Annotated in this window: 16 protein-coding genes; all 16 read left to right on the top strand. The window is 66.1% G+C overall.

The window, feature by feature from the left end; genetic code table 11:
* Position 1 precedes the first annotated feature (1 nt).
* The 16 genes from NF699_06465 to NF699_06390 all read left to right on the top strand — a co-directional run bounded on the left by NF699_06465 (position 2) and on the right by NF699_06390 (position 20,293).
* Positions 2 to 1,744 carry a terminase large subunit gene (locus tag NF699_06465; protein ID USU06300.1) on the top strand — a complete coding sequence of 581 codons (1,743 nt, stop codon included), beginning with the start codon at positions 2 to 4 and terminating at the stop codon, positions 1,742 to 1,744.
* A 61-nt stretch (positions 1,745 to 1,805) separates the two neighbouring features.
* Positions 1,806 to 3,068, top strand: coding sequence for a phage portal protein (locus NF699_06460; protein USU06299.1), 1,263 nt, complete (start codon positions 1,806 to 1,808; stop codon positions 3,066 to 3,068).
* Complete coding sequence (locus tag NF699_06455; GenBank protein USU06298.1) at positions 3,065 to 3,967, top strand: S49 family peptidase; 903 nt, start codon at positions 3,065 to 3,067, stop codon at positions 3,965 to 3,967. Before NF699_06460 ends, NF699_06455 begins: the two co-directional genes overlap by 4 nt.
* Positions 3,968 to 4,065: 98 nt before the next feature.
* Positions 4,066 to 5,505: a phage major capsid protein gene (locus NF699_06450; protein ID USU06297.1), complete on the top strand. Its 1,440-nt coding sequence runs from the start codon at positions 4,066 to 4,068 to the stop codon at positions 5,503 to 5,505.
* 73 nt (positions 5,506 to 5,578) lie between these two features.
* Positions 5,579 to 6,004 carry a hypothetical protein gene (locus NF699_06445; GenBank protein ID USU06296.1) on the top strand — a complete coding sequence of 142 codons (426 nt, stop codon included), beginning with the start codon at positions 5,579 to 5,581 and terminating at the stop codon, positions 6,002 to 6,004.
* Positions 6,005 to 6,079: 75 nt separating this feature from the next.
* A complete protein-coding gene (locus NF699_06440; protein ID USU06295.1) occupies positions 6,080 to 6,604 on the top strand; it encodes a hypothetical protein in 525 nt (174 codons plus the stop codon).
* 4 nt (positions 6,605 to 6,608) lie between these two features.
* Entirely contained in the window at positions 6,609 to 7,157 is a 549-nt protein-coding gene (locus tag NF699_06435; GenBank protein USU06294.1) for a hypothetical protein, read from the top strand.
* Positions 7,157 to 7,507: a head-tail adaptor protein gene (locus NF699_06430; GenBank protein USU06293.1), complete on the top strand. Its 351-nt coding sequence runs from the start codon at positions 7,157 to 7,159 to the stop codon at positions 7,505 to 7,507. Before NF699_06435 ends, NF699_06430 begins: the two co-directional genes overlap by 1 nt.
* Complete coding sequence (locus NF699_06425; GenBank protein USU06292.1) at positions 7,507 to 8,079, top strand: HK97 gp10 family phage protein; 573 nt, start codon at positions 7,507 to 7,509, stop codon at positions 8,077 to 8,079. Before NF699_06430 ends, NF699_06425 begins: the two co-directional genes overlap by 1 nt.
* On the top strand, positions 8,076 to 8,477 hold the full coding sequence (locus NF699_06420; GenBank protein ID USU06291.1) for a hypothetical protein: 402 nt from the start codon (positions 8,076 to 8,078) through the stop codon (positions 8,475 to 8,477). The genes NF699_06425 and NF699_06420 overlap by 4 nt, the downstream gene beginning before the upstream one ends.
* Before the next feature lie 11 nt (positions 8,478 to 8,488).
* Entirely contained in the window at positions 8,489 to 8,692 is a 204-nt protein-coding gene (locus NF699_06415) for a hypothetical protein (protein ID USU06290.1), read from the top strand.
* Between the two features lie 69 nt (positions 8,693 to 8,761).
* On the top strand, positions 8,762 to 9,211 hold the full coding sequence (locus tag NF699_06410) for a hypothetical protein (GenBank protein USU06289.1): 450 nt from the start codon (positions 8,762 to 8,764) through the stop codon (positions 9,209 to 9,211).
* A gap of 110 nt (positions 9,212 to 9,321) precedes the next feature.
* Complete coding sequence (locus NF699_06405) at positions 9,322 to 9,768, top strand: hypothetical protein (protein ID USU06288.1); 447 nt, start codon at positions 9,322 to 9,324, stop codon at positions 9,766 to 9,768.
* Between the two features lie 8 nt (positions 9,769 to 9,776).
* Positions 9,777 to 10,199 (top strand): hypothetical protein, encoded by a 423-nt coding sequence (locus NF699_06400; GenBank protein USU06287.1) that lies wholly within the window; start codon positions 9,777 to 9,779, stop codon positions 10,197 to 10,199.
* A 42-nt stretch (positions 10,200 to 10,241) separates the two neighbouring features.
* Positions 10,242 to 15,371: a phage tail length tape measure family protein gene (locus NF699_06395; GenBank protein USU06286.1), complete on the top strand. Its 5,130-nt coding sequence runs from the start codon at positions 10,242 to 10,244 to the stop codon at positions 15,369 to 15,371.
* Positions 15,368 to 20,293 (top strand): hypothetical protein, encoded by a 4,926-nt coding sequence (locus NF699_06390; GenBank protein ID USU06285.1) that lies wholly within the window; start codon positions 15,368 to 15,370, stop codon positions 20,291 to 20,293. Before NF699_06395 ends, NF699_06390 begins: the two co-directional genes overlap by 4 nt.
* Positions 20,294 to 20,327: the final 34 nt, after the last annotated feature.

The raw sequence follows: 20,327 nt of genomic DNA, 5'->3' as shown, positions 1-20,327 counted from the left end.
GGTGGCGGACAAGACGGGCGGCTGGGATGCGGACCTGCCGCAGTGGCTGATCCGCCACGCGGACGAGCCAATCTACGAGTGGGCGCGGCTCGCTTGGGATCGCGCGGCCGCGGTGCCGGGCGCGTGGTTCGACCACGCCAAGGCAGATGCGGTGGTCGACCTCTGGCCGCAGGTGTTCCGGCTGACCGAGGATCGGTTCGCGGGCAAGCCGTTCCGGCTCGTGCCATGGCAGGAGATCATCGTCCGCCTGCTCGTCGGCTGGAAGGCACCGATCGAGGTTCTCGACCCCGATACGGGCCTGCCGATCGAGGAGCATGTTCGCATATTCCGGCGGCTGCTGCTGTGGGTGCCGCGCAAGAACGGCAAGTCCGAGTTCCTCTCGGCCCTGTCGCTCCTGTTCTGGGCGCTAGATTCGGTGGTCGGGGGTCAAGGTTACGTGTTCGCCCGCGACGAAAAGCAGGCGTTCACGATCTTCAACAAGATGAAGTCGATGATCGCGCAGGCTCCCGAGCTTGCGCGGGAGTGCCAAGCGCACAAGAAATCGATCTACCTCAAGCCGTCGGCGTCGCTGTTCGAGGTCATCACCGGGTCGGAAGAGGGCAAGCACGGCAAATCGCCGACCGTGATCGCGGGCGACGAAATGCACGAGTGGCGCAGCCGCACCGTGGAAAACACATTGCGGCAGGGCACCGGTGCGCGTCTCCAGCCGATCGAACTCTATGCGTCGACCGCCGGCCTGAAGACGAACGCCACCGGCGTCGAACTCTGGGACGAAAGCCTCGCGATCGTCGAAGGCCGGGTGTCGGACCCGACGACGCTGGTCGTCGTGTTCGCCGCGCCAGAGGATGCATCGTGGGATGACGAGGCAGTCTGGGCGGTGGCGAACCCATCGCTTGGCCTGTCACCGACGTTACAATTTCTGCGACGCGAAGCGGCCATCGCAAAGGACAACCCGCGGGCGCAGGCGCACTTCAAGTGCTACCATCTCAATCAGTGGGTGGATGTTGTCGTTCGCTGGCTGAACATGAAGGCCTACGACGCCTGCAAGAGCGGCAAGGAAGCTTGGCGCACGGCTTGGGATCGGATGAAGGGGCGCCGCTGTTATGCGGCGGCCGACGTCTCATCCACCGTCGACGTGACCGCCTTGCTACTGATGTTTCCGCCGGAGGGCGACGAAACCGCCTGGACGATCATCCCGGCCTTCTGGGTGCCGGAAGATACGCTGGCCGAGCGCGTCCGCGCCGACCGCGTACCCTACGATAAGTGGCTTGCTGCCGGCGCGATTGAGACGACACCCGGCAATTTCGTCGACCAGAACTATGTCCGGCGCCGGCTGCTCGACGCATTCGAACAGTTCGAAGTCCTCGGCTTCGGTTACGACCCGTGGAATGCGATGAAGCTGGTCGCCGACCTTCAGGCGGACGGCATCGAGCCGGATATGATGATATCTGTTCGGCAAGGCATCCAGTCGCTGGGCGAGCCAACCAAGACGTTCGAACGCATGGTCTACGCTGGCCAGATGGATCACGGCGGCCAACCGGTGTTACGCTGGATGGCGAAAAACGCCGTCGTGCGGTTCGATGAAAACCTGAACTATTCGCCGGCCAAGAAGCGGTCGGCGGAAAAGATTGACGGCATCGTTGCTGCCGTCATGTGCCTCGCGGTCGCCACGGCGGCCGATGAGGACCCCGGCTCGGTCTACGAAGACCGGGGTTTGCTCGAAATCGATTTGCAAGAGGTCTAGAATGGGGCGGTGGCATGACATTGGCGCCGCCCTGTTCGGGCCGCCTCGATCAGTTGGCGACGTGGGCGCGCATGGTGGGCAGCGTGAAGGCGGCTGGATGCGCTGGATCGGCGGTGGCAAATCCGACGCCGGTGTTGATGTAAACCACTATTCTGCGGTGACGCTGCCGGCGGTCTACGCCTGCATCAACCGTATTTCGAACCCCTTCGCCTACTTTCCCCTGTCGATCCGGCAGAAGAACCCCAGCGGCAGCGGCAGTTCGCCGGTGACCGAGCATCCAATGGCGCAGCGGATCGGCCTGCGTCCGAACGACTTCATGTCCTCGCGGACCTTGCGTAAGACCAGTCAGGCGCACGCCCTCATGTGGGGGAATGCCTATCAGGAGATCGAGCGCAACGGCCGCGGCGAGGCGATCGGGCTGTGGCCGCTGCTGCCGAATGCGACCGCACCGATGCGAGATGGCGACGCGCTGAAATACCGGACGACGATCGACGGCAACGGCTTCAAACTGGATCAGGCCGACGTCCTGCACGTGATGGACCTCAGCCGCGACGGCTATGTCGGTTTGAGCCAAGTCGCGCTGTTCCGGCAGGCGATCGGCATGGGCCTCGCCATGGAGAAATTCGGCGCGAAGTTCTTCGGCAACGACGCGAAATCCGGCGGGTTCCTGATGCACCCCGGCCGGTTGAGCGCGAACGCGCAGGGCAATCTCAGCAGGGGCGGCAGGCCCGGCGAGAAGGTGGCGGCGGACAATCCCGGTGCGCGGTTGCAGGAACAGGGCGGCCTCGACAACGCGCACCGGGTGAAGGTGCTCGAAGAGGGCATGAAGTTCGTCCAGACGATGATCCCGCCAGAGGATGCGCAGTTCCTCGGCAGCCGCGAGTTCCAGATCGCAGAGGTCGCGCGCATCTACGACGTTCCGCTGGTGTTGCTCCAGAGCCACGAGAAATCGACCAGCTGGGGGACCGGCGTCGAGCAGCTGATGATCGGCTTCGTGCAGCAGACGATCGGCCCGTGGGTCGATGCCTGGGAGCAGGAGATGAACTGGAAGCTGTTCACCGAAGCGGAGCGGGAAAGGGGTCTCTACGTCCATTTCAACATGAAGGCGCTGCTGCGCGGCGACATGGCCGCCCGCGCCGCCTTCTACAAAGGCATGTTCGAACTCGGCATGACGGTGAACCAAGTCCTCGGCCTCGAAGACATGGACGGCATCGGCGCCGATGGCGACGTCAGCTTCGTGTCCAACAACGTCCAGCCGATCGGCCGCGCGATCAACCCGCCCGAGCCGAACCCCATCGTGCGACCTCCGGAGCCTGCGCAATGAAGTATCCGTACATCCTCGCCGCCTTCGCTTCGGAATATTGGGCAATGGAGGAATCCAAGCTGCTCGCGATCGTCGGCCTGCTCACCATGCAGGCGGAAGGGATCAAGTTTACGGCCGAGGAAATCGAAGCACGTATCTCACCGCAGACCGCCGCGGCGGTTGCCCGGCGCGAAGGTGCCGTCGCGATCGTCCCGTTACGTGGCGTGATCTCGCCGCGTGCGAGCATCGTGCCGAACAGTTCGACCAGCGGCGGCACCACGGCCGAGACGTTTGCGGCGCAGATCGATCAAATGGCCGATGACGCCAGCGTGAAGGCCATTATCGTCGATGCTGACACGCCCGGCGGCAACGTGCTGGGCGTTGACGAAGCGTCCGCAACCGTCGCTGCGGTGAAGGGTAAGAAGCCGATCATCGTGCAGGTGAACGGCAACCTTGCCAGCGCCGGCTACTGGGTCGGCTGCTCGGCCGACGAAATCGTGATGACCCCGTCGTCGCAGGCTGGCGCGATCGGTGTACGCACCGCGTATGACGATCTAACCGCGGCGATGGCAAAAGAGGGCATCGCGCGCGAGATCATCGCGGCCGGCAAGTTCAAGGGCGAAGGCCTGCTCGGTCCGCTCAGCGACGATACCCGCGCCTACATGCAAAGCCGCATCGACGATTATTACGGCATGTTCGTCGACCGGGTCGCGGCCGGACGCGGCGTTGCCGCATCCAAAGTTCGCGACGGCTTTGGTCAAGGGCGCATGCTCGGCGCCGCGGCGGCTGTCCGGGAAGGCATGGCCGACCGGATCGCCACTATGCGCGAGACGCTGGCACGCTTCGGCGCCGGCCCTGACGCGCCGCGGGGCGGTGCGCCAGAGCGGAACCGCCGCGCACAGGCACTCGCCCTGATCTGATCTGCCCGCTTCGGCGGTGGAAACAGCCCCGTCTGCGCGCCGGCGCAGGCGGCGGTCGAACGTGTCCGGCACCCTGCAAAACCAAAGGCAGAACATTCATGTCCAAGACCATGCTTCTGGCCGCAGCGTCCGCCGCGGTCCTGATCGGCCCCATGTCCGCGATCGAGCGGCAGCGCGGCCGCTACATGCGCGCGCCCGACGGCCACGGTAATCGGCCCGATCCGCAAGCGTCGCTGGCGGCGCTGCGTACCCGCCGCGCCACCGCCATCGCCTCCATGCAGGCGCTGATCGATGCGGCCGAGGGCGAGGATCGCGAACTGACCGCCGACGAGACGTCGCGTTATGACGCGCTTCAGGTCGAGGCCGGCAGCTTGCAGACCCGTATCGATCGGGTCGCCGACGTGGCCGCGGCGAATGCCTCGCTCGACGCCAGCACGGGTTCGCTCGCTCGTGGCCAGCGTCCGCAGCGCGGCCCGGAGGCGCGCACCAGCTTCGAGAGCCTCGGCGAATTCATGTCGGCGGTGCGCTTCCGCCCGAACGATCAGCGTCTCGCGTTCGTCGAGGATATCGGCACCGCCGAGGACGCGACCGGCGAGATGAGCGCCGAAATGCGGATGGACAACGGTCCGTCGGGCGGTTTCATGATCCCGACCGAGTTCCGCGATACCATCATGAGCGTGCCGCCGCAGTCGGCCCTCGTGCGCCCGCGCGCGACGATCATCGCGGCCGGTGACCAGCCCGACGCGGCGCTGACCATGGGGGCGCTGGATCAGACCGGTAGCGGCCCCGGCAGCCAGTTCGGCGGTATGACCTTCAAGTGGATCGGCGAGGGCGACGAGAAGCCGGAAACCGACGCGAAGCTGCGCGAAGTCACCCTCACCCCGCATGAGATCGCCGGTTTCATCACCGTCACCGACAAGCTGCTTCGCAACTGGTCGGGCGCGACGACCTTCCTCGAAACCCAGATGCGTGCCGGCGTGGCCGCGGCCGAGGATTGGGCGTTCCTGCGCGGCAACGGCATCAGTCAGCCGCTGGGCGCCCTCAACGCCGGTGCGACGAAGTTCGTTAATCGCAAGCTGGCGAACCGCGTCACCTACGATGATTTGGTCGCCATGGAGGCGGTATGCCTGATGCGCGGCGATACCTCACCGGTATGGTCGATCCCGCAGTCGGTACTGCCGCAGCTGCGCACCATGACCGATCCCGCCGGTCACTACATCTGGGTCGCCAGCACCGCCGAGGGCGCAGCCAAGACCGGTTTCGCCGGCACCTTGCTCGGCTACCCGGTTCGCTGGAACAACCGCGCACCGAACATCGGCAACCGCGGCGATCTGCTGCTCGCCGACTGGAACTATTATCTGGTCAAGGATGGCGCCGGTCCGTTCGTCGCCGCTTCCGAACACGTCAAGTTCACCAGCAACAAGACGGTCATCAAGATCTTCTGGAACGTCGACGGCACGCCGTGGCTGACCAAGCCGATCGAGGAAGAGAACGGCTATCAGGTGTCGCCGTTCGTCGCCCTCGACGTCCCGGCCTGATCTGACCGGTCCTGCGCGGGCGGCAGATCGTCGCCCGCATCCCCCCAGCCTCACACCATGAGGATCATCACCGATGCGTGACCTTTCCAACATCATCCACCCGGTCGTCGCCATCGCGCCGGCCGCGCCGACCACCGACAACACACCGCTGACGTCCACGATCATCGACAAGGCGGGCTACGAGAGCCTCGCGTTCCTGATCCTGATCGGGACGCTGGCAGCTGCTGCCGCGACGTTCGCCGTCACCGTCGAGCATGGCGACAAGGCCGATCTGTCCGACGCCGCGGCGGTTCCGGTCGCCAACCTGACCGGCAGCCTCGCGAACGCCAGCTTCGATCAGGGCGCGGACGGCAAGGCGCGCAAGATCGGCTACACCGGCGCCAAGCAATACGTCCGGCTCAAGATCACGCCGACCGGCAATAATGCCGCGGCGTCCATCGCTGCACTGGCGTTGCTGGGCGACGGTCGCTTCATCCCGACGCCCAATCCGCCCGGCTGATCCGCCTCTCACCATCGACCCGGACACCGTGCCGGCGGGGTCTGACGCCCCCGCCGGTCGCCACAGGAGAGCGTCATGAAGCATTATCAAGTAACCGCCGAACTGGTCGACGAGACCAGCGGCAAGCGGTTCATGCCCGGCGACACGTTCATGCCCGCCAGCGAAAAGCAGCGGGTGCGCCTGACGAATGCCGGCTGTCTCGGGGATGAAGAGGTCGATCCGCTCGACGGCCTTGGCGATCTGCCCCTCGGCACGCTCAGCCGCGAGCATCTCGAAAATATCGCGTTCGGCATCGCTCGGCAGACGATCGCCAAGGCTTCCGACGATGATCTGCGCGACGGTATCGAGAGCCATCGCGAACGTCGGGCTACGATCGAGGCCGATGACAACGATCGTGGCGAGGGTTCGGGCAGCGGCCAGTCAGGCGGCGGGGCGAGCGACGATGCCGACGACCTCGATCAGCAGACGGTCGACCAGCTGAAGAAGATCGCCGAACACGAAGAAGTCGATCTTTCGGGCAAGACGCTCAAGGGGGCCATCGTCACCGCCATCCGCGCCGCCCGCGTCGAGCGTGCCGACGCAAAGCGCAACGAGGGCTGAAACGATGCGTGTCGTCGTCGTTACACCTCCCGTGCCGTTCATCTCCTACGAAGATGCGGTCACCCGGCTGAAATTGGATGGTGACGACGACGATCGCGACGATGTCGAGGCGATGATCGCCTCGGCGACGGCACAGTTGGACGGGCCTGACGGCTGGCTGGGTCGCTGCCTTGGTGAACAGGTGCTGGAAGCCCATTTCTCGGCCTTCGATGATCCGTACCGATTGCAGCTGCCATGCCCGCCAGTGATCGAGATCGAGGCGGTGTCCTGGCTTGGCGGTGACCGGCAGCGCCGGCAGGCCGACGTCGACGATTACGATCAGGTCGGCGACGTCCTCTATTCGGCCGGTACGCCCGTCTGGACGGGCATGCTGGTGCGCGAGGACGCGCTGACCGTTCGGTATCGCGCAGGCTATGGTGTGGTGCCGGGTCCGATCAGGGACGCAGTCCTGCTCATGGTCGGCAATGCGATGCGCAATCGCGACGTCGACGCGCCGGTCGCCATCACCGCGGCTGTCACCAATCTGGTGACGCCGTACCGGCTTTACGCGTGATGGCGGTCCTGCCGGCGGGATCGCTCAACAAGCGTATCACGGTCGAGGCGCCGGTGCCTGACACGGCGCCTGACGGCGCGGGGTCGGGCAGCTGGAAATTCGTCCGCAAGGTATGGGCGAATATCGAGGATGTCCTGCCGAGCCGCAGTGAAAAGCTGGCAGAGGGTGTAAACATCGCCACCCGCCCGGCACGCGTCCGCATGCGTTACCGGACCGATATCACGCCTGACATGCGTTTCGTTCGGGGCGATCGGGTGATGCAGATCGTCGCCGGCCCCGCGGAACTTGGCGCCAAGGTCGGGATCGAGTTCATGGTCGAAGATTATTCAACCGCGGGCAATTCGGCCTGATGGCCAAACGACGGGGCGGTGCCGGTTGGCGTCGTCGCATGGAACAGCTGCCGCAGCAGCTCGTCAAGCGGGTCCTGCCCGGCGCCGCGCGTACCGGCGCGAAGGTGATTGCCGGAGAAGCGAAAGTGCTGCTCGGCGGACGTCTCGCGGAGGTCGGCGGGGGCGCCAAGGTGCTGATCGCCGACGCGGTGAAGGTCCGGTCGAAAAAGCGCGAGGGGCTGGTCGTCGCGCGCGTGCTGCTGGATGGCCCGGGTTCCTATGTCGGGCGGTGGCTGGAATACGGGACCGACCCGCACTTCATCACCGTCGATGACGGCAAGCGGCAGGGTCTCACGACCCGTCGGGTCAACAGCCGGATCAAGGATGGCGACAGCGCGCTGCACGCGACGCTTGTCATCAACGGCAAGGCGGTTGGCCCGTCGGTCTATCATCCCGGCGCCACGGCACATCCGTTCATGCGGCCGGCGCTCGATGTCAAACGGACCGAAGCGGTCGCCGCGGCGCAATCGTACATCAACTCGCGGGTTCGCCGCGCAGGCATCATCGGCAACGACGAAGGGGACGAGACGTGAGCGGCACGGGAATCGTCACCGAACTGCTGCTGGCCGATCCGACGATGGTCGCCATTGCTGCTCGCGGCGGCCTGAAAGAGGATCGCCTTCCCGACGGCGTGGCGCTGACGGCGGTTCTGCTGCGCACCGTCAGCAGCACCGATCGCCAGCCGCTGAAAGTGGGTGCGCTGATCCGCAGCAGCGAGCGTATCGCCGTGACCGTCCGCGCCGAAAGCGTCCGCGACCGCAAGGCGGCAATCGCCACGATCCGGGCCGCCTGCCACGGCAAGACGGGCGATCTGGCCGGCTGCCTGCGCGTGTCGGTTCGTACGGCCGGCCGCGGTCCCAGTGTCCTCGGCCCCGGCAACAGTTTCGAACAGACCCAAGATTTCCGCGTCAGTTTCGACGCGCCAGCGTGAGGAGTGCCACGATGTCGACCACCGAAAAGAAGATCATTGCCACCCGCGATTTTACCGACGCCGGGATCGGAAAGCAGTTCAAGCAAGGCGAGGACGTGACGGCCGAACCGGGCAAGGCGAATTACATCGCCGCAGGCTGTGCGGCCGAGCCGGACGCTGAAAAGGCCGACGTTGCCGCGTCGGGCAACAAGACTCAGGGCGGCAAGCCCGCCTGATCCCCCTTTCCTGCCCGCGACAGGACTGACCCGCCGGTCAACACCGGCTCATAGAACAGGAGTACGCACATGGTTCTTCAGACCGGAGCGGGTTCGGCAATCGCAATTTCGGTTGCCGCCCCCGCCACGCAGGACAAGGCGGGCTTCGCCGCCCTGACCTACACCGAGGCCGGCAACTGCGAAGGCATCGGCACCATCGGTGCGACGTTCGTCAAAACCGAGTTCCAGCCGCTGAAAGGGCCGAAACAGAAGCTGAAAGGCAGCGCCGACTATGGCTCGCTCCAGCCCAAGTTCGCGCTCGACGAAGCCGACGTCGGACAGATGCTGTTCCGTACCGCGGCCGACGACGAGACGAACGCACTGTATTCGGTTCGCGTGACCTACCAGAGCGGCGCCAAGCGTTACTTTCAGGGCCGCGTGTTCGGCTGGCCGGAAACCGTCGAGGGCGCCGACCCGGTGATGATGGCGACGCCCACCGTCGAAATCTGCACCAAGATCGTCCGCGACCCCGTCGCCTGATCCACCCCCTCCCGGCGCCCGCGACGCCGGCATTCTCTTGCATCGGCTCGCCCCGCTCGTCGCGGGTTAGCGGGGCGGGTCGGTGCGCCATCCCCCGCGAGGATCACACCATGTTCAATATCGCCACTCTGGCGGTCGCTACGACCGCTGCCCTGCACCTCAAGAGCGCCAGCGGCGAACTGCTGTTCGCCGATCCAGCGCGCAAGCAGCCGATCCGCATTCACGTCCACGGCCCCGGTTCCGCCGCCTATGGCGTCGTCGAATCGCGCCAGTCCACCCGCGCGCTCAAGCGCATGGACGATAACGACGGCAAGGTCGTCGCCGCGTCCCCCGAAGAGCGTGCGAAGGCCGTTGCGGAGGACCTCGCGTCGATCACGGTCAGCTTCGAGAATTTCGACTACCGTCCGGATGGTGCGGCCGAGGACTCGCCATCGCTCACCGGCGAGGACCTGTATCGCGCCGTCTATAGCGACCAGCGGCTGGGCTTCATCGCCAAGCAGGTGTCGAAGTTCGTCGGCGACTGGGGAAACTTCAGCGCCGCGTCGACCGCGGGCTGACGCTCTGGGTGCGGCAGCTGGCGTGGCTCCATGCCACACCGAAGCCGCCACCCGGCACCAAGCGCGCCAAGGCTGAGACGGAAGCCCCCCGGCTCAGCCGCATCGACGACATGAAGCGGCGAAAAATCGCACCCCGTATGCCGCCAAACCCGGCGCCGCATATCACCGACTGGCTGATCGAGATCGGCCTGACGGAGGCGATGGGGATGGGTGTCGGGCCGATCAGCTGGCTTGCAATCGATGCCTGGGCGTCCCGGTGCGCCTTGCCGCTCCAGCCATGGGAGTCGCGGCTGCTGCGTCGCCTGTCCGCCGCCTACGTCGCCGAAGGGCGCCGTGCGGAGGATGAGACCTGTCCGCCACCTTGGCACGCGGTCCCGACTGCACGCGAGCGTGAAAACGAAGAAGCCGAGCTGATGAAGCTGCTCGGTTGACCATCAACCGGCCCGACGGCCGTCAATCGAGGGAGTGCCGCCATGTTCGACGATGACGACGGTGCTGGTCTAGGTGTCGATTTCACCATCGATCCGACCGATTCCTTCAGTCAGGTGGCACAGCTGCTGGCCGTGATGGACTCGGCAGAGGGTAAAATCCTCGCCAACGCCAATCGGATCGAGGGCGGCACGTCGGGCATGGTCAAGCTGGCCGGCGCCAGCAAGAGCGTGTCCGCGTTCGCCGACGCGGCTGCACGCGATCTGACGGCCGTTGGCTCAGCCATGGCAGGCGCGGGCGTTGCAGCCGACGCGTTGGCGCAAAAGGTCGGCCGCACCGCCGGCATGTCGATCCTCGGCCCCTCGGCATCCCGTGAAGCAGCCGCGACCACTCGCGAGATCAATCGGACTGAGAAAGAGGTCGATAAGCTTGTCGCGGCGATGATCCGCGAGGCTGCAGCGGTAGGAAAAACGCGCGAGGAACTGCGCGATATGAAGGTCGAGGCGCTTGCACTCAAAGCGACCGATCTAGGCGTGAACGGGTTGGCCGACGATCTCCTGTCCGCGGCTCGCACCCTCTCTGCGGCTAAGTCCGCATTAGCGGAAGATCGGCTGGCAGCCGACATGGCCGCGGCAGCCGCTTCGGCCCGCGAACAGGCGAGCGCGCTCGATCTGGTCAACGCCCAGCTGATGGAGCGCGCTCGTTTGCAGGCGGCGCTCGATCGCACCAACGGGCAGGATCGGCCCCGCGCGACGGATGCCGGCGCGTCGTTCAGCGCCCTTGCCGCGAAGGCGGCCGAGGATGAGGCCCGCGCCACCAGCCTCGCCGCGGCTGCCGCGCGCCGGCATGCCGACGAACATGCCCGGCTCGCGGCCATGGTGCAGGCATCCCACGCCGCGCAGGTGGCCGATGTCGCGTCGCTGGAGCGGCTGCGCGCATCGACCGATCCGCTGTATGCCGCGACCAGTCGGTTGAATGCCGAGATCGCGGAGTCGACGCGCCTCTACAATGCCGGTGTCACGCCGCAGGCCGAGTATATCAGGCAGCAGGACGTGCTCGCGCAGCGTATGCGACAGACCGCTTCGGCGCATGACGAGGCCGAACGGTCAAGCAAGCGTGCTGGTCACACCATGCAGCAGCTATCGTTTCAGGTGAACGACGTCGCCACCATGGCCATGTCGGGCGCATCGCCGATGCAGATTTTCGGCACCCAGATTGGCCAGATTGTTCAGGTCGCGCAGGGTGCAGAGGGCGGCATGAAAGGCTTCGCGCGCCAGATCGGCGGCCTCATCGTCGCTGGCCTACCGTTGATCGCCATGGCGTCCGTTGCCGGCGTTGCCTTCTACCGCTGGAACAAGGAACTCGAAAAGACCGCGAACATGAAGAAGTACGCGGAGGGTCTCGGCCTGACCAAAAAGGAAATGAAGGAGCTAAAAGACGTCAGCATCACTGCAGGTGACGTTATGGGCGGCATCTGGAAGACGCTCAACGACCGGCTCGAAACCAAGGGCAAGGGCAAGAAGCTGGTCGATTACTTGTTCGGCCCGAACGATGCTCAGCAGGTCGCCGGGTTCGTTGCTGACATCTACGGGTACTTCGTCGGGGGCTACAAGGGCATCGTAGAGGTATGGGGTCTGCTGCCTGCGGCGATCGGCGACGTCGTCAGCCGGTCGGCCAAGTCCACCGTCGTGGCGATCGAGGCGATGATCAATGGCGCGATCGACCGCGTCAATGCACTGGCGAAAGGCGCCAACGCGCTGATCGGCACCGATCTGTTCGGCCAGATCGACCGGGTGAAGATCGATACGCCGGGCATCGACGCTGCGGTCGCCGCCTATGCCGGCGCGGGCCAGAAAGCTGGCGCGGCCTTCGGGAAGAATGTCGCTGCCGAGACCAAGGCCGCACGGGCGTGGATGAAGGGCGTCGGTGATGACATCGAGAAGAACATCATCGGCAGTGCTGAAAAGCGGTTGAAGAAGCAGCGCGACAAGATCGTCGAGGACCGGACCGACAAGAAAGACAAGCCTGATCGGCACGCCGAGGCGCTCGCGCGCGATGCGCAGGCGATCGAGGCGCAAATTCGGAACCTCTATGCCCTCGCGGACGCCTACGGTGTGTCGGGCGCAGCGGCGCTCGTGGCCGAGGCGCGCGTCAAGGCCGAGAGCCGGGCCATCAAGCAACGCGGTGATGTCGAGGCGGCCGTGTCGCGTGAGGTGCAGCTGGCAATAGCTGAGCGCGTGTCGGACGCGGCAAAAGCGACCGCCAGCGTGCGGGATCAGGCCATCGCGCAGGAACGGATCAACGCCATGGTGTCGGCCGGGTTGGTGCCGGCCGAGCGGGCATCGCAGATCGTTCAGGATCAGATCGCCGATCTGCCGTTGCTCGCCGCTATCGAGGCGGCGCAGCAGCGTGGGCTGGTTGACGGCGCGACCCGCGCCACCAAGGCGCTTGCCGATCAGCGTGCGGAGCGCGAGCGGCTCGCCGTTGCCGAGGAACGCCGCCAGTTCGACACGGACATGACCAGTGGCGCCAACCGCCTGGCCGAACTCCGCGAGGAACTGCGTCTCGTCGGTGCTACGGATGCCGAGCGTGTGCATGCCCTCGCGACCATCCGTGCGACGCAGGAGGCGGAGGCCAAATTCCGCGACCCGGCGCTGCGGCAGCGTTACGTCGATCAGCAGGTGCAGATCGCGGACGAGACCGAGCGCACCGCTGCGGCGACCCGCGATCTGAACGATGCGCTGACCTTCAACGCCGATCGCTGGGACCTGATCGCGCAGAACGTCTCGTCGGCCGCGAGCGGCATGGCAGACGCTTTCGGCGACGCCGGCCGTGCGCTGGGCGACATGACGTCGATCTTCGCCGACTATCGCGCGCAGCAGGAGCGCGCCCGCGTGACCCATGAGGCGGCAATGAAGGCGGCTACGTCACAGGCGGGTCGGGACCGGGAAAATGCCCGGTTCGCGCTCGCATCGTCGGGTGCGCAGGTTGCAGCGTTCGGTGACATGGCATCGGCGGCTAAGGGGTTCTTCAAGGAAGGATCGTCGGGCTATCAGATGCTGGCCGGTGCCGAAAAGGCGTTCCGTCTGGTGCAATTCGCGCTTTCCGCCCGCGCCATTGCTACCGACGCGATCGAGACTGGCAGCAAGATCGCCAACAGCGTCGCGCGCACCGCGGCCGGCGCGACCGAAGCGGTCGTCAATGCCATCAAGAGCCTGCCGTTCCCGCTCAACATCGCCGCAGGCGCCGCCACAGTGGCGGCGCTGGCATCGATCGGCGTCAGCATTGCGGGCGGTTTCGGATCGAGCAAGAACACGCTGCCCGCGTCGAACACCGGGACCGGCACCGTCTTGGGCGACGCCGATGCCAAAAGCGAAAGCCTCAAGCGGTCGATCGACCAGCTGCGCGACGTCGACACCGTGACCAGCGTGTTCGCCCGCGAAATGGCAGGCTCGCTTCGGTCGATCGACAATCAGATCGGCGGGTTGGCATCGGTGTTGGTGCGATCGGGCAATATCGACGCCTCGGTCGGGGTCACCGAAGGCTTCAAGACGAACGCTGTCGGGTCGGTGTTAAAGGCAATCGTGCCGGTGTTCGGCGGGGCGCTGGCCTCGCTGTTCGGCACCAAGACGACCCTCGTCGGCAGCGGCCTCTATGCCGGCGCTCAGTCGATCGGCGATATCATGTCCGGCGGCTTCGACGCATCGACCTATTCGGACGTTCAGAAAAAGAAGAAGCTGTTCGGGATCACGACCAGCACCAAATACTCGACGCAATATGCTGCCGCGGACGTGGGCCTCGAAAATCAGTTCGGGCTGATCCTGCGCAGCTTCGCCACCTCGATCGCTCAGGCGGCCGATCCGCTGGGCGAGGCGGCCAGCGCTGTCGAGGCGCGGTTGAACGGCTTCGTCGTCAACATCGGCAAGATCGACCTGCAAGGGCTGACCGGGAACCAGATACAGGAGAAGCTGGAGGCCGTTTTCGGCGCAGCGGCCGACGGTATGGCCGAAGCGGCGTTCCCCGGCATTGCGCGATTCCAGAAGGCAGGCGAGGGCGCATTCGAAACTTTGGTGCGGGTCGGCTCGACGCTGGAGGCGGTGTCGACCTCGCTCGATCTGCTCGGCAACAGCGCGCAGGCGATGTCGACCGACGCTAAGCTTGGGCTGGCCGACCAGTTCGACAGCGTCGGCGATCTGACCAGCGCCGTCGATGCCTACTTCGCCAGCTACTACACCAAGGCCGAGCAGTCGGCCGCGCAGGCTGCCCAGATGCAGCGTGTGTTCGCGAGCGTGGGTCTGGTCATGCCCGGCACATTGGCGAGCTTCCGGCAGCTGGTCGAGGCACAGGACCTCACCACGACCTCCGGACAGGCCACTTACGCGACGTTGCTCCAGCTGGCGCCTGCATTCGCTAGCCTGCAATCCGCCCTGTCCGGTGCCAAGAGCGCGGCCGACGTCGCAGCCGAGCGGCAGGATTTGGAGCGGCAGCTGCTCGAATTGCGCGGCGATACCGCTGCCCTCCGTGCGCTGGAACTCGCCAAGCTCGACGCCAGCAACCGTGGCCTTCAGGAGCAAATCTATGCGGTGCAGGACGCGCAGGCGGCCGCTGCGGCCGCGAAGGAACTGGCCGACGCTTGGTCGAGTGCTGGCGACAGCATCCTTGACGAGGTGAAGCGTATTCGTGGGCTGACCGACGCGGGCGGGGGGAACAGCTTCGCCTCGCTGATGGGTCAGTTCAACGCTGCCAATGCGGCCGCGCGTGGTGGTGATCTGGACGCGGCCAAGAGCCTGCCAGCACTCAGTCAGGCGTTGCTCAAGGCCGCGGCCGACGTGGCGACCAGTCGGCAGGAACTGGCGCGCGTGCAGGCGCAGACGGCCGCGGCGCTAGAAGCAACCTATGGGGTCGTCGGGGCCGTCACCAAGACGGCACCGGTATCTACGACGGCCATGGTCCTCGATACGGCCAACACTAAAGCTGTCGTTCCGGCTCCCACCGCCGCGGCTGACACGGTAGACCGCATTCGCGAGTTAACGGACAAGATCGAACAACTGCGTCTCGACAACAATGCCGGCCATGCCGCTACGGCCGGGAACACCGGCCGAACTGCACGGCGGCTTGAGGATGTCACCGCAGCGAGCGGTGGCGAGGCCATTGCCGTAGCGAGTGCCGCATGAGGATCGTTCTCGATAGCGGCACGTCGGTTTATCTCGGCACGACCGAGACTTCGCCTACGATCGGGATCATCGACTATAGCCGTCGGGTCACCGATGATTTCGGGGTGACAACCGTGGTCGAACGAGGCTTCGCGAGGCGCATGTCTGTGCGCCTGGGCGTGCCGTTCGAGAGCGTCGACGTGCTTCAGGCAGGACTCGCCGATCTGCGCGCGACGCCAGCGATGTGGGTTGCCGATGACCGGTTCGCTAGTCTGGCATTCCGCGGGTTTTATAAGGATTTCGCCATTGATCTGGCGGTGCCGCCGCTCGCCTACTGTACGCTGACCGTCGAAGGGCTGGCGGATGGCGAGGCCTTCGTTGATCCGGGCCTTGATCCAGCGCCGGAAGGCCTGCCGTCAACGCTCCAGCTATTGCAGCCGATCGACGTATCGGATGCGGTGCTGGCCGCGAGCAACGTTGACGAAGTCGATCATCCCGGCTGGGCGAGCGGCATCAGCTATCCTGCCGGCGCGCGGGTCATCCTCGCAACGACGCACCGTGTCTACGAGAGCATGGTTGCCGGTAATCTCGGCAACGATCCGGCCGCGGCGTCGGGTAAGTGGCTGGACGTGGGGCCTACCAATCGTTGGGCGATGTTTGATCAGGCGCTCGGGTCGGTGACCCGATCGGCCGGCTCAATCGACGTGACACTGAACGCAGGTGCCAGCACGGGCTTGGCGCTGCTCGATGTCGTCGGCGCGGCCGTGCGAGTTCGCTGCGGCAGCTACGATCGGACGATGGCTATTGCCGGTGGCGCGCTGACGTTCCTCGACTTGCCCGGTAGCGGCGCCGCGATCCGGGTAACGATCACCGGCGCAGGCGGTGTATCTGTGGGTACGCTGCTGGCCGGCCGCCTCGTATCGCTCGGCATCACAGAGGCTTCGCCCACGGCCGGGATCACCGACTACAGCCGTAAGGAGGTTGATGATTTCGGCGAGGTGACGATCGTCCAGCGGGCGTTCGCCAAGCGCATGTCAGCCAAGGCGCTGATCGCCACGTCCTCGCTTGATGTCGTTGCGAACCGGATTGCGGCAGTGCGAGCGCGGCCGTCGCTCTGGATCGGGCAGACCGGTCTGGATTGCCTGACCATCTACGGCTTTTTCAAAGATTTCTCGATCGAGGTGGGCGAGACGGTCAGCAAGCTGGCTCTTTCGATCGAAGGGCTCAGCGTCGCAGCAAAGGTCGCGCCGCTCGGCGCCGGGGTGAATTGGGGTGATATCGCTGATCCCGACGGCACCAAGCCGGCGAACAATGCGGACGTGACGGGTGATAATATCGCCAAGGACACGAACGCTGTTGGTGGTCGGCCGGCGCAACAGATCGTCGCGGCCACTGACAAGATCGTATCGATCGAGGCGCGGCTCGACCCGATCACCACCGACATATCCGCGCTGAAGGATGCCCGCGTCGAAGCCGACGTCGCGATCGGCGCGCTGGTCGATCGGGTGGCGCCGGCCGAAGCGGAGATCTCGGCACTGAAGCTGGCCGAGCAGCGGCTGACGCCAGCGCTGGACGCGCTCGACGGTGTCGTCGCCGATCAGGCCGCCGCCCAGCGCGGGGCCGATGAGGCGGTCGGCCGGATCGAGGAAGCGCTGCTGCGCACCTTGCTGGAAAGCGCGCGCACCCGCGACGTGCTGCGCGATGCCGGCATCGTCGTCGATCCGGCGACCGGTGTGGTCCGCATCTTCGCCGTCGATCAGCTGAAGGATCGCACGTCGACGGCCGAGATCGCGATCGACGCGGTGAAGAGCGTCGTTTCGACCAAGGCTTCGGTCAATCAGGTCAACGAGCTTATCGCACTCGCGGTGCTCGACCCGTCGCAGGTCGCCGAGCTGGAGCCGATCATTGCCCGTCTGACGCAGGCGGAAAGCCGGATCGACGGCCTCAACGCGGCGGTGACCCTGAAGGCCTCGGTCGCCGAACTCACCGCCCTGACGACGCGCACCCGCGCTACCGAGATCGACGTAGACGCGATGAAGGGGCAGATCGCCCTGAAGGCGAATGCCGACGTCGTCGACCAGATCGGCCTGCGCACCAGCGAGATCGAGCAGACGTTGACGTCGCTGCCGGACACCGCCGGCTTCGTCGTATCCGTCCAGCAGGCACGCGCCGTTGCCGAGGACACGGCAGACGCGCTGCTGCGGACATTGGCGGCCGGCGAAGACGCCGCCCGTTATCAGGTGACGCAGATCGCCCAGGCGCGGCAGGAACTGTCGACGCGGATGGTTGACGGCTTCACGACCGAGGCCTTGGCGCGCACCGCGCTGTCGGTGCGGATCGACCAGACCACGGCGACGATGCTCGCCGAATCGCAGGCGAGCATCACCCGCGACAATGCCATGACGCGGCGCATCGATGCGCAAGGTGTGACGCTGGGCGACCAGTCCGCCGCAATCGGCGATCTCCGAACCGCCTCGATCGACGCGGCCGGTGGGATCGCGTCGACGCAGATGACGATCCGGCAGGTCATCGGTGCGGCCGACGACAGCGACGAGGCCATGTTGCGCGCGCTGGCGAACGGGGAGCAGGCAGCGCAGGCGCGCGCGATGCAGCTGGTCCAAATCCAGACCGAGTTCACGACCACGCTGGTCGCGGATCGGGCGGCATCGGCCGCTGCCAGTCAGGCGATCCTTGCCCGCATGGGCGCAGCCGAGGCGGCGATCGTCACCACGTCGAAGGTGCTGGCGGATACGACGGGCGCCTACGGCGATCGGCTCAACGCGCTGGAGGTCGGCTTTGCCAACCCGATCACCGGCCTTGCGGCAACCCGCGTCCGGATCAACGCCGTCGAGCGTGCCAGCGCCGATGCGGACGAGGCGCTGGGCGAACGGATCGACACCATCGATGCGGTGGTCAACGATGCGGTGACCGGGCTGCCGGCGACGCAGGCCGCGCTGGTAGCTGGGCTGAAGGCTGCGGCCGATCGGGACGCCGCGTTCGTCGACCAGTTCGAACAGATCACTGCCGAGCTGTACGATCCGAACACCGGGCTGGCTGCGACGCTGGCGACTGTCGTGAGCAACCGCAGGGCGATGGTCGAAGCCGATGCAGCCCTGACCGAGCGTATCGATGCGCAGGGGGTGGCGCTGGACGATCAGGCTGCGTCGATCGGCCGGCTAGACATCGCGTCGATCGCCGCAGGCCGGGGGATCGCAGCCACGCAGATGACGATCCGTCAGGTGGTCAGCGCCGACGAGGACGATGCCGAGGCGCTGCTGCGCACGCTCGCGGCCGGGGAAGTGTCGAACCAGACCCGCGCGATGCAGCTGGTGCAGATCCAGACCGACTTCACGACCACGCTTGTCGCAGGGCAGCTGTCCCAAGCGGTCATGCAGCAGGTGCTGCTTGCCCGCATCGGCTCGGCCGAGGCGGCGATCGTCACCACGTCGAAGGTAGTTGCTGATGCACAGCGAGCTTTCACCAGCCGGCAGGATGCACTGGAAGCGGCCTTCAACGATGCGGCAACGGGCTTGCGCGCCACCAGCGCCCGGATCGTCGCGCTGGCGGAACTGACCGCCGAGCAGAACCGCGTGGTCGTCCAGCGCCTCGACCTGATGGATGCGCGGCTGCTCGATCCTGTGACGGGTGAGCAAGTCACCGGCGCCACGATCGCCCGCGACCGAAAGACGGCGGCCGACGCGAACGGCGGCACGGCGCGCGACCTCGGGCAGCTGACAGCGAAGGTGAACGATCCCGCCACCGGCCTTGCCAAAACCCGCGCCGAACTGACCTCGCTGGGTGAAGCAGTGGCGAGCGACCGGGAAGCCAGCGCGCAATCCCTGACGGAGGTACGGGCCACCATAACGACCAAGGCCGTCGAGGTTGCAGCCGCGGCCGAGCAAAGCCGGGCAGCTGGCGAGGAGCGCCTTCAGGCGGGCCTCGACAGCAACGGTCGGGCGATCGTCGCTGGCGACAGCCTCAATGCGCAGGGCATCGCCGATGCGAACGCCGCGCGGGAGGCCGGCGACAGCGCCAACAATCAGCGCATCTTCAATGTCGACGCGCGGGTCACCGACCTTGTCCGGGTGCAGGCGAACGACAACGAAGCGCGAGCGGAGGCAATCCGGCAGGTGACCGCACGCCTCAACGGCAACGGGGTGACGATCGAGGAGAAGATCGAGGCGATCGTCGAGGCGACCGGCAAGATCACCGGCACCCGTACGATGGCGATCGACATCAACGGCAACCTGGTCGGCTACAAGCTGATCGGATCGCAGGATGGGCCGGGTAGCCTCAACCTCATCAACACCGACCTCAAGATGGGGACCGGCCGCATCATCTTCCGCGCCGGTGCCTATGAGAAGCGGGGCGGCGCCATATTTGGCGCGAACAGCGACCTCGCCGAGTGGTTCGGTCTCGCCACCATCCCGCTGGGGCAGGAGACGATCGCCAACAGCCGCTGGGCGCAGGCGGCTGATGGTCAGTCATACATCGGCGGTGCCAATATCGAGGCGTCGGTGAGCGGTCCCAACCGGATCAAGCAGGTGGGGTTGAACGGCTCGACGTCGAGCAGCGGCAACGCGACCACGACGATCGCCACCGTGTCCGCCGGTTTCCCACCGAACGGCAGGTTCCGGATTACGGGTCGGATCACCAGCGCGTCCGCGACCAACGGTGGCGGGGGCGTCGCCGGCACGTGGCGGCTCGCGTTCTTCGTCAACTACGGCTCAGGCCCGCAGCTGATCGCGGAAGCGCCGTGCTCGATCGACCCGGCCACCGGCGCGATCGAGGACGGCGTGCTCGCCCTGTCGGGCCAGCTGTTCCCGAACCCGGGCACCGGCCTCGGCAACATCATCGTCACCAGCACCCGCACCGGGCCGCCCAGCAGCGGCATCTCATCCGACTGGACCGGCTCGGCGATCTTCGAATGGGTCAACGCCTGACCGCCTGACGCGCATGCGTCTTCTACTGGAGCAA

It is taken from the genome of Sphingomonadaceae bacterium OTU29LAMAA1, from assembly GCA_024072375.1.
Classification (GTDB): Bacteria; Pseudomonadota; Alphaproteobacteria; order Sphingomonadales; family Sphingomonadaceae; genus Sphingomonas.
This window is presented reverse-complemented; position numbering and strand designations above follow the sequence as displayed.

Bases quoted from the DNA above. Each gene is read 5' to 3' on its own strand.
- NF699_06450 (USU06297.1), top strand. From the start codon at position 4,066: ATGTCCAAGACCATGCTTCTGGCCGCAGCGTCCGCCGCGGTCCTGATC.
- NF699_06425 (USU06292.1), top strand. From the start codon at position 7,507: ATGGCCAAACGACGGGGCGGTGCCGGTTGGCGTCGTCGCATGGAACAG.
- NF699_06395 (USU06286.1), top strand. From the start codon at position 10,242: ATGTTCGACGATGACGACGGTGCTGGTCTAGGTGTCGATTTCACCATC.
- NF699_06455 (USU06298.1), top strand. From the start codon at position 3,065: ATGAAGTATCCGTACATCCTCGCCGCCTTCGCTTCGGAATATTGGGCA.
- NF699_06415 (USU06290.1), top strand. From the start codon at position 8,489: ATGTCGACCACCGAAAAGAAGATCATTGCCACCCGCGATTTTACCGAC.
- NF699_06405 (USU06288.1), top strand. From the start codon at position 9,322: ATGTTCAATATCGCCACTCTGGCGGTCGCTACGACCGCTGCCCTGCAC.
- NF699_06390 (USU06285.1), top strand. From the start codon at position 15,368: ATGAGGATCGTTCTCGATAGCGGCACGTCGGTTTATCTCGGCACGACC.
- NF699_06410 (USU06289.1), top strand. From the start codon at position 8,762: ATGGTTCTTCAGACCGGAGCGGGTTCGGCAATCGCAATTTCGGTTGCC.
- NF699_06435 (USU06294.1), top strand. From the start codon at position 6,609: ATGCGTGTCGTCGTCGTTACACCTCCCGTGCCGTTCATCTCCTACGAA.
- NF699_06440 (USU06295.1), top strand. From the start codon at position 6,080: ATGAAGCATTATCAAGTAACCGCCGAACTGGTCGACGAGACCAGCGGC.
- NF699_06445 (USU06296.1), top strand. From the start codon at position 5,579: ATGCGTGACCTTTCCAACATCATCCACCCGGTCGTCGCCATCGCGCCG.
- NF699_06430 (USU06293.1), top strand. From the start codon at position 7,157: ATGGCGGTCCTGCCGGCGGGATCGCTCAACAAGCGTATCACGGTCGAG.